At 38.2% G+C, this 9,450-nt stretch carries 9 protein-coding genes, 4 tRNA genes and 1 other annotated feature (1 of these 14 only partly in view); of the genes, 1 reads left to right on the plus strand and 12 read right to left on the minus strand.

The genetic code is table 11. The features are described from left to right. The 7 genes from AS180_RS24140 to sigW all read right to left on the minus strand — a co-directional run. A partial coding sequence (locus AS180_RS24140) for a hypothetical protein (protein ID WP_220387602.1) occupies positions 1-52 on the minus strand: 52 nt, incomplete at its 3' end. Positions 53-339: 287 nt separating this feature from the next. After that, positions 340-2,142 (minus strand): glutamine--fructose-6-phosphate transaminase (isomerizing), encoded by a 1,803-nt coding sequence (gene glmS / locus AS180_RS03710; RefSeq protein WP_062686433.1) that lies wholly within the window; start codon positions 2,140-2,142, stop codon positions 340-342. 424 nt (positions 2,143-2,566) lie between these two features. Next, positions 2,567-3,913, minus strand: coding sequence for a phosphoglucosamine mutase (gene glmM / locus AS180_RS03715; protein WP_025911477.1), 1,347 nt, complete (start codon positions 3,911-3,913; stop codon positions 2,567-2,569). A gap of 34 nt (positions 3,914-3,947) precedes the next feature. Continuing rightward, a complete protein-coding gene (locus tag AS180_RS03720) occupies positions 3,948-5,414 on the minus strand; it encodes a CdaR family protein (RefSeq protein WP_025911475.1) in 1,467 nt (488 codons plus the stop codon). Beyond that, positions 5,407-6,228 carry a diadenylate cyclase CdaA gene (gene cdaA, locus AS180_RS03725; protein ID WP_025911474.1) on the minus strand — a complete coding sequence of 274 codons (822 nt, stop codon included), beginning with the start codon at positions 6,226-6,228 and terminating at the stop codon, positions 5,407-5,409. The genes AS180_RS03720 and cdaA overlap by 8 nt, the downstream gene beginning before the upstream one ends. Positions 6,229-6,419: 191 nt before the next feature. Next, positions 6,420-7,037, minus strand: coding sequence for an anti-sigma factor family protein (locus AS180_RS03730; protein ID WP_025911473.1), 618 nt, complete (start codon positions 7,035-7,037; stop codon positions 6,420-6,422). Positions 7,038-7,049: 12 nt separating this feature from the next. Continuing rightward, the gene (sigW, locus tag AS180_RS03735; RefSeq protein WP_025911472.1) at positions 7,050-7,613 is read right to left on the minus strand and encodes an RNA polymerase sigma factor SigW; all 564 of its coding nucleotides are present in this window, start codon (positions 7,611-7,613) and stop codon (positions 7,050-7,052) included. A 168-nt stretch (positions 7,614-7,781) separates the two neighbouring features. Here sigW and AS180_RS21505 point away from each other — a divergent pair, with 168 nt between their 5' ends. Next, on the plus strand, positions 7,782-7,931 hold the full coding sequence (locus AS180_RS21505) for an aspartyl-phosphate phosphatase Spo0E family protein (protein WP_100346476.1): 150 nt from the start codon (positions 7,782-7,784) through the stop codon (positions 7,929-7,931). A 38-nt stretch (positions 7,932-7,969) separates the two neighbouring features. On the opposite strand, the gene rocF is transcribed toward AS180_RS21505, so the two are convergent. The 5 genes from rocF to AS180_RS03760 form a co-directional block, all read right to left on the minus strand. Beyond that, a complete protein-coding gene (gene rocF, locus AS180_RS03740; protein WP_025911471.1) occupies positions 7,970-8,869 on the minus strand; it encodes an arginase in 900 nt (299 codons plus the stop codon). 151 nt (positions 8,870-9,020) lie between these two features. Next, positions 9,021-9,096: transfer RNA gene (locus AS180_RS03745), tRNA-Ala, on the minus strand. A gap of 22 nt (positions 9,097-9,118) precedes the next feature. Continuing rightward, positions 9,119-9,193, minus strand: a tRNA-Gly gene (locus AS180_RS03750). A 9-nt stretch (positions 9,194-9,202) separates the two neighbouring features. Continuing rightward, positions 9,203-9,275: transfer RNA gene (locus tag AS180_RS03755), tRNA-Lys, on the minus strand. A gap of 4 nt (positions 9,276-9,279) precedes the next feature. Then, positions 9,280-9,354, minus strand: a tRNA-Gln gene (locus tag AS180_RS03760). A gap of 25 nt (positions 9,355-9,379) precedes the next feature. Then, positions 9,380-9,450: a sequence feature (16S ribosomal RNA rRNA prediction is too short), on the minus strand; it runs 185 nt beyond the window's last position.

A 9,450-nucleotide genomic window follows, 5' to 3' on the forward strand; every position in this document is an offset into this window, starting at 1 on the left:
AAATCGTTGATTTATCAGGCTTTATCAGACGTTTCCTCCTGCCTTTATTCATGCCTTTCTCATGCTTTTTACTGGCTTTTTCTCCGCTTCTGGACACAAAAAAACGAGGAAAACTGGAGGCTATCCTCCAATTTTCACTCGTTTTAGGGAACAACTTATTTAACCAAGGGAACAGTTTATTTGCCTTGGGTAAAACTTCTTTTTGCTATAACATCTATCTCTAAGAAGAGATAGAGTTGATATAATTTTAATCAAACTTTATTATAAATGATCAATCTATTTTAGAAATTATCGAACTTTATTTTAAAGCTACAAATGATCTAAAAAACTAATCAGTTATTATTCAACCGTAACAGACTTAGCTAAGTTACGTGGTTTATCTACGTCACAATCACGGTGTAGAGCTGCGTAGTAAGAAATTAATTGTAACGGAATAACCGCTGCTAAAGGTGCTAATGTTTCGTGTACCTTTGGAATTACATAGCGATCTTCTTCTGTTTCTAAGCCCTTCATTGAGATAATGCAAGGATTAGCTCCGCGCGCTACTACTTCTTTTACGTTTCCGCGAATGCTTAAGTTTACATGCTCTTGTGTTGCAAGGGCAATAACAGGCGTATTGTTCTCAATTAACGCAATTGTTCCGTGCTTTAACTCTCCACCAGCAAATCCTTCTGCTTGGATATAAGAGATTTCCTTAAGCTTTAAAGAACCTTCTAATCCAACGTAATAGTCAACAGAGCGTCCGATGAAGAATGCGTTACGCGTTGTTGCTAAGAATTGAAGAGCGATGCTTTCCATTTCTTCTTTATCGTCACATAGAACTTCCATTGTATTAGCAACAATCGCTAGTTCTTGCATTAAGTCAAAATCAAGCTTAATGCCACGTGCTTGTGCAGTTACTGCTGCTAAAATTGAAAGTACTGCTAGCTGAGCAGTATATGCTTTTGTAGAAGCAACAGCAATCTCTGGACCAGCGTGTAATAATAACGTGTAATCTGACTCACGAGATAGAGTTGACCCCGGAACGTTTGTAATTGTTAATGCTTTGTGACCAAGCTCTTTAATCTGAACAAGAACTGCACGGCTATCTGCAGTTTCACCACTTTGAGAAATAAAGATGAATAGTGGTTTTTCAGATAAAAGTGGCATGTTGTAAGAAAACTCACTCGCTACGTGGACTTCAACTGGAACTTTCGCCCAAGTTTCAATGAATTGTTTTCCTACTAATCCAGCATGGTAACTTGTTCCACAAGCAATGATATATACACGATCAGAGTCGTTCATTGCTTTTACAATATCCTCATCAACATGAAGTTCATTGTCAGCACCTTGATATTGCTGAATGATTTTACGCATTACTAGAGGCTGCTCATCAATTTCTTTTAGCATGTAGTGAGGATACGTACCCTTTTCAATATCACTTGCATCTAATTCAGCAGTGTAAGGATCGCGCGCTACTACTTCACCATCTAATGTTTTAATTGTAACAGCTTCTTTTGTTACGATTACTGTTTCTTTATCCATTAGCTCTACATATTGGTTTGTTACTTGTAGCATCGCCATTGCATCACTTGCTACAACGTTAAAGCCTTCACCTAAACCAACAAGTAACGGACTTTTATTTTTAGCAACATAAATTGTGTTTTTATCTTCATTATCAATTAATGCTAGTGCATAAGAACCGTGTAGTAAGCTTACCGCTTTACGGAATGCTTCTTCTACTTCTAATCCTTCACTTGCAATTTTTTCAATTAAATGAACGATTACTTCTGTATCCGTTTCACTTTTGAATTCAACATCTTGTAAATACTCACGCTTTAAGATTGCGTAGTTCTCAATAACTCCGTTGTGAACTAGCGTAAAGCGACCGTTATGACTTTGGTGTGGGTGAGCATTTTCACGGCTTGGAACACCGTGTGTTGCCCAGCGCGTATGACCGATACCAGCTGGTGCTACAACGTTATTATCGACTGATTGACGTAGTTCAGCAATACGTCCTTTTTCTTTGAATACGTGTACGCCACCGTCATTAACAACTGCAATACCCGCTGAGTCATATCCACGATATTCTAATTTTTCAAGACCACGTAATAAAATTTCCTTTGAATCTTGAGTTCCAATATAACCTACAATTCCGCACATAGATTGTAATCCTCCTTAAAGTAATGAAGAACGTTACCTTCTTCACAATAACGATTATCTTCTTAATGCGTTTGTCCAAAGAGTCACCCCTTTGTTTTTCACATTAAGCTTTCGATTGTGATAATCAACAACCGGGAGGCATCCGCCGATACTTCGATAAACCTCCTCCTCGTCAACTAAGCCACTGTCGTCTCAGACTTAGTTCAGGCGCTTTTACATATATTAAATTACTTTTAACATTCCCTCCTTTTGTAAACTAGAGACGAACAGATTTAATCTTACAACAAAGCATAAGAAATCGTCAATTATCTTTATTACCAATAGTAAAAACAGGCCTTTTTGCGTGCCGCTTTGTACAATTGGCATAATATAAAAATATGCATAAGCAGCTCATGTGGTCACTGCTTATGCATAGAATGATGAACTACTCTAGTCCCATTTCTTCTTTTACAACTTCAACAATGCGGTTTACGTAAGTCTCACACTCATTTTGGCTTGGTGCTTCAACCATTACGCGCACAAGTGGCTCTGTACCTGAAGGGCGAACAAGAACGCGACCGTTTCCAGCCATTTCTTTTTCTACTTCGGTAATTATTTCTTTTACCTTCTCGTTTTCAGTTACGTGATGTTTATCCGTTACTCTCACGTTTACAAGCAGCTGTGGAAACTTTGTCATTTCGTTTGCTAGTTCAGATAATTTTTTATTTGTTGCCTTCATAATGTTTACAAGCTGAATCGCAGACAACATACCGTCTCCTGTCGTGTTATAATCAAGGAAGATAATATGACCTGATTGCTCTCCACCTAAATTGTATTGATGTACTTTCATCTCTTCTACCACGTAGCGATCTCCAACCGCTGTCTGAGCACTTTCAATTCCGTTTGCTTCAAGAGCCTTGTAGAATCCAAGGTTACTCATAACCGTAGAGACAAGCGTGTTATGTTTTAAACGCCCTTGTTCAAATAAATACTTTGCACAAATGAACATAATTTGATCGCCATCTACAATGTCACCATTTTCATCGATTGCAATTAGTCGGTCGCCGTCACCATCAAAAGCTAATCCTACGTCCGCACCTTTTTCTTTCACAAATGCTGATAATGCTTCAGGGTGAGTAGAACCAACACCTTCGTTAATATTTAATCCATTTGGAGATGCACCCATTGTTGAAATATCAGCATCTAAGTCTGCAAATAAATGTGCTGCTAGAGATGAAGTCGCACCATGTGCACAGTCAAGCGCAACGTGTAAGCCAGAAAAATCTTCATCGATTGTTTGCTTCAGATACTGAAGATATTTTTGACCGCCTTCAAAATAGTCATTTACCTGTCCAAGATCTTTACCAACAGGTCTTGGTAGCTCATCTTTTGGATTATCAATTAATGCTTCAATTTCATTTTCTTGAGCATCAGATAACTTGAATCCATCTGGACCAAAAAACTTGATTCCGTTATCTTGCACTGGGTTGTGTGAAGCAGAAATCATAACCCCTGCTTGTGCACCCAGCGCTTTTGTTAAGTAAGAAACACCTGGAGTTGAGATTACACCCAAGCGCATTACCTCCGCTCCGATAGACAGAAGACCTGCTACCAAAGCTCCCTCTAACATATGCCCTGATACACGCGTATCGCGACCGATTAGGACTTTTGGTCGTTCTGTATCTTTTGTTAATACGTATCCTCCAAAACGACCAATTTTAAATGCAAGCTCAGGTGTTAATTCACTGTTTGCAACACCCCTTACACCGTCTGTTCCAAAATACTTACCCATTCTTTTTCTCTCCTTTTATGTCCATTGTGTATATTTAATTTGCGGATGATGAGCCACTTTCTTCATTACTTGCATTGTTTTCAACGTTACCTTCATCCTCTTCGTTAGATCCGGTATTATCAGACGGATCAGAAGGCTCGTCCGGATTATTATTACCGCCTTCTTCTGGTGGTTCAGAAGGGTTTTGTTCTTCTTCATCTGAAGGGTTTCTTTCACTAACTTTCACTCGTAGCGTTTTTGTAGAAAGAGTGCCTTCAATCCCGCTTGGAACCGTTAAAGAAATAGGAACCGAAAACTCACCAGGTGTTAACCTTGCGACATTGGCAGATATACCAATATCACTTCGAGTAACATTTCTTAGCTGTTGTTGTGGTCCTGATAGGTCAACTCGTACCGCTCCGTTTTTAGGAGATAAAATTTCATATTTATATTTGGAGTTTTGACCATTTAATGACACTGACAAGCTTTCAAACGACTTTTTTCCATCTTTCTCTTCTTCGGCTACAGAGGTTTCTTCTGCGTCAGTTTCTTCTTCCTCTTCTTCATCCAGCTTTTTTACGTTTACACTCACTGTAACTTGCTTAGGCTGAACGCTATCTGCACCTTCTGGAACAGGGACATCAACTTTTACTTCGGAAGTTTTGGAAATCCCCGTCACGTCGACTGGGATATTATCAATTGACGAGATAGAATCTAATACGTCTTTTTCACCAATAACGGTTACTTCATCTTTATCTAAAGAAAGATCTGTAATTTCAATTCCTTCGCCTAAGGTGCCCGTTTGCTCAAGGCTAATCGGAACCTTCTTACTTCTATTTTCAATTGGGATTGTAACATTAACTACTTCTGGTTCAATAGCTACATCTAGCTTATTCAGGTTTTTATCAAATGCTACTACCTCTGCTTGTTCATTTACATCTTTACTTACGTTATCTAATTCAACAAGAGCTTTTACATAGGCTACTTGCGATAGCTGACTCTTAGCTCCAGTAACCGTTACCGTCTCTGGACTAATTTGTGCAGAGCCCGCTTTATAACCTTTTTTTACCTGGTTTTTATCAAAGCTTGCTTCTACTGGAAATTCTTGTGATTGTTGATTTTCAATGCTAACTGTTACGACTTGCGGATCAATTTTAACATCCAGACGATCCGAAATATTTCGGTGTTGTAATTCTACTTGGTGCTCTCCCAAACCGTAGTTATTTAAATCCACATATACTTCCAAATCTTGCTTTAGCTTTTCTTGTTGAAGAGCACTTTTAGAACCTTCTAAAGTAACATTAACCGTATCTGGAACACCGCTAATAATCATATTATCTTGATCATAGAAGACTTCCACAGGAACATTTGTAATGGTTTCTGTACCTGTTCCTGATGATTTACTTGTGCCAAGGATTGTATTTGTATCTTGATTATCGATGCTAACAGATAGATAAAGCATCAAAGCTAAAAGAAGCGCAATTATTTTCATGATCCAAGGATTGTTTAATAATCTATCCATTCTTCTTCGACCTCCATTGCCAACGAGCTGAAGAAGATGCTCTTGAAGTATTAACCAACTCTTTCTCAAGCATTTCTTTTAACGTATCAATTGTTAACTCACGATATAACTCACCATTCTTTGTCACAGAAATACCACCTGTTTCTTCAGATACTATAACCGTTATACTATCTGTTACTTCACTAATACCAACAGCTGCTCGGTGACGAGTTCCTAGCTCCTTTGAAATGAAGGGGCTTTCGGAAAGTGGTAAGTAGCAAGCTGCAGCTGAAACTTGATTGCGCTGTAAAATAACGGCTCCATCATGCAATGGCGTATTAGGAATAAATAAATTAATCAATAGCTCTGATGAAACATTGGCATTTAGCGGAATACCTGTTTCAATATAATCAGTCATTCCTGTTTCTCGCTCAATCGAAATTAAAGCTCCTATACGACGCTTTGCCATATAATGCGTAGCTTTTGTAATAGCTTCAATTGTTAATGCGCGTTCATCCTCTTCAGGAAGGCTAGTTTTAGAAAATAAACTCCCTCTTCCTAATTGCTCCAACGCTCTGCGAACTTCAGGTTGGAAAATAATAATAACTGCTAAAAATCCCCATGTTAAGGCTTGATCCATTAACCATTGTAATGTGTTTAGGCCCAGGAAGTTACTAATAAAGCGTACAACAACGATGACGATTATTCCTTTGAGTAACTGTACAGCTTTCGTACCTCTGATGACCATTATCAATTTATATATAACAAACCAAACAAGGAGAACATCGATTATATTTCCTAAATATGCGAAGATCGGTAGCTCTCCAAAAGGCATCGTCTCACTTCCTCTATTTATATGTAGTCAATTAAACATAACTTTTTTATTATATCATAAATTTAAAATTCCCTACTAGTTAGACATAACAACAATTGGTTTTTATTTACAAAAAGAATCGTCCAATAGTCGTGATGACCGGGGACGATTCTTTAGCAAATCTTTATTTTTACCGTCAAGGGAACTTGTTTTTATTCATTATTTGACAGGTTAACTGCGTCTTTAACACCATTCTTTACATTGTACCAAATCCATTCAAACATTTGGTCTAATTCTTCAATATCACCGGTAACCTCCCCCGCAGATGCAAGGTATTGATCACCATTAATAACTGTAATATTTCCATCTACCTTTCCTTCTACTTTTATATCACCGTTGCGTACAGTAACATCTCCTTTAACCACTTCGCCAGCTGGTACAATAACAGTCTTGTTTTCAATCACAAGGTTATCCTGCTTAGAGACTGCAAACTCTTCGTTAGTATTCCATGCTGAAAAAGTAGCCCCAGACATTAACAACGTAAACACAGCAGCTGCTGTTAAAAATGGGTGATTGGTAAACCAACGATTCATTCTTACAGCGCTCTTCTCTTTAGGAAGACCTGCCATAATATTAGCCGTAAAGTTCATAGGTGTATCAATATGAGAAGTGCTTTGAACAAAAGCAATGGTTCGCTTTAATTGTTTAAAATGTTCTTGGCATGCATCACATTCCTGTAAATGCTGCTTCAATAACTGTTCATTCTCTTTTGTAAGATCTCCATCTAAGTATTCATGGATTAGATTTACATAGGAACTTGAGCATTTCATTATTTTCACTCCTTACAAATGGCGAAGTCTGTTTCTTAAGGCTTCCCTTCCTCTATGAATTCTTGTCTTTACAGTACCAATCGGTAGCTCTAAAATTTCACTAATTTCTTTCAAAGAAAGTTCATCAATATATTTCAGCACAATAACTGTACGATATTTCTCAGGTAGCTTTAAAATTTCAGATTGAATTAAGTCTTGCAGCTCTCCTCTTTCTAATTCATCTTCAGGGAGTGCTTGGTCTGCAGCAATCTGTGAGTACATATTAAGACCTTCCGTTCCAGCTACTTCTGCATCTAAATAATAATCTGGCTTCTTTTTACGAATTTTATCAATACAAAGATTTGTTGCAATCCGATATAGCCATGTGGAAAATTTCTTGGATGAGTCATAACTGTGAATATTAACATAGGCTCGAATAAAAGCTTCCTGAGCCGCATCTTGCGCTTCTTCACGATTACCTAACATGCGATAGCATAGCTGATAGAGCTTATCTTTATGATATTCTACAATATCAGCAAACGCATCTTGATCGCCTTTTTTTACTTTTTTTATTTTCCGCTTTAATAATAACTCCATGTAAAAGTGACCTCCGCCCATTGCGGGATAGTATATATACGTTTACTTCTAATTAAAGTTTCATTCATGCTTAATTATTTTAACAAAAATTTGATGTTTATGTTTAAGATTTTTTAAATTGGGATATTTATGAAGTAAAAGACTATTATAAAGTGAGGAATGTCGCTGATGGAGAAAAATTTACTGGAACGAATTGAAGAGCATCGCCACATGATGTTAAATACTGCACAACAAACATCTCTATGTTCTAAAGAGGTACTGAGGTTAAGCTCAGAGTTAGATACACTATTAAACCAATATACAAAGCAATCAAACTAAATCAGCCCTTGTTTTCAACAACAAGAGCTGATTCTTTTTTATAGTAATTTTTCGCCGAATAAAGAACCCATCAACGCAACAGCCACCGTTGCTGTTTTATTACGCTCATCTAAGATGGGATTAACTTCTACAAACTCAGCTGAAGTAACGACGTTAGATTCAGCTAGCATTTCCATAGCTAGATGGCTTTCTCTGTAGCTAATTCCTCCAATAACAGGTGTTCCTACTCCAGGTGCGTCATGAGGGTCTAAACCATCTAAATCGAGTGACAAATGTACTCCATCTGTTTTATCTTTCAAGTAAGAAATTGTCTCTTCCATAACATGTGCCATTCCAAGTCTATCAACTTCATGCATTGTGTATACCTTAATGCCAATCTCTTTAATTAATTCTCTTTCTCCTTCATCTAAAGAACGTGCACCAATAATCACAATGTTTTCAGGCTTAATTTTTGGCATGTATCCAAAAATATTTGTTAACGTTGGATGCCCAATGCCTAGACTAGCTGCTAGTGGCATTCCATGTATGTTGCCTGATGGAGAAGTGTCAGCCGTATTTAAATCTCCATGTGCGTCATACCAAATAACTCCAAGATTCTCATAATGCTTGCTAACACCGGCTAACGTTCCAATAGCAATACTATGATCACCACCAAGTACAAGTGGAAAATTGCCATTTGTAATAACATGATCTACTTTAGACGCTAATCGTTCACTAGCATCTGCTACAGCCTTCAAGTTTTTTAAATTTGTTTTTAAATCATTATGTACTCTTTCTGCAGGAGCAATTTCAATATTCCCTTCGTCCTTAACCACATAACCAATATTTTCAATTCGCTCTACTACTCCCGCATAACGAATCGCACTTGGCCCCATGTCTACCCCTCGACGTGTTTGGCCTAAATCCATTGGTACACCAATAATTGATACATTTTTCATTTCTCTTTCTCCCCTTTTTATCTTTCATACTCCTATTGTATAGCTAAAAGTAAGGATGGCTCAACTCAACACTTTTCTGAATATATATACAACTTAAAAAGAGACAAAAAAACCTCTAAACCGTTGTTTAGAGGTGAATAATTTATGTAATTGGTGGAGCCTAGCGGGATCGAACCGCTGACCTCCTGCGTGCAAGGCAGGCGCTCTCCCAGCTGAGCTAAGGCCCCAACAAAACGAAATAATAATAATTGGAGCGGAAGACGAGGTTCGAACTCGCGACCCCCACCTTGGCAAGGTGGTGTTCTACCACTGAACTACTTCCGCATATAAGAGTGAGCCATGAAGGACTCGAACCTTCGACCCTCTGATTAAAAGTCAGATGCTCTACCAACTGAGCTAATGGCTCTTAATGGCTGGGCTAGCTGGATTCGAACCAACGCATGACGGAGTCAAAGTCCGTTGCCTTACCGCTTGGCTATAGCCCAATAAGATGGTGGAGGGGGGCAGATTCGAACTGCCGAACCCGAAGGAGCGGATTTACAGTCCGCCGCGTTTAGCCACTTCGCTACCCCTCCAGAAAA

It is taken from the genome of Priestia veravalensis (genome assembly GCF_001457055.1).
Classification (GTDB): Bacteria; Bacillota; Bacilli; order Bacillales; family Bacillaceae_H; genus Priestia; species Priestia flexa.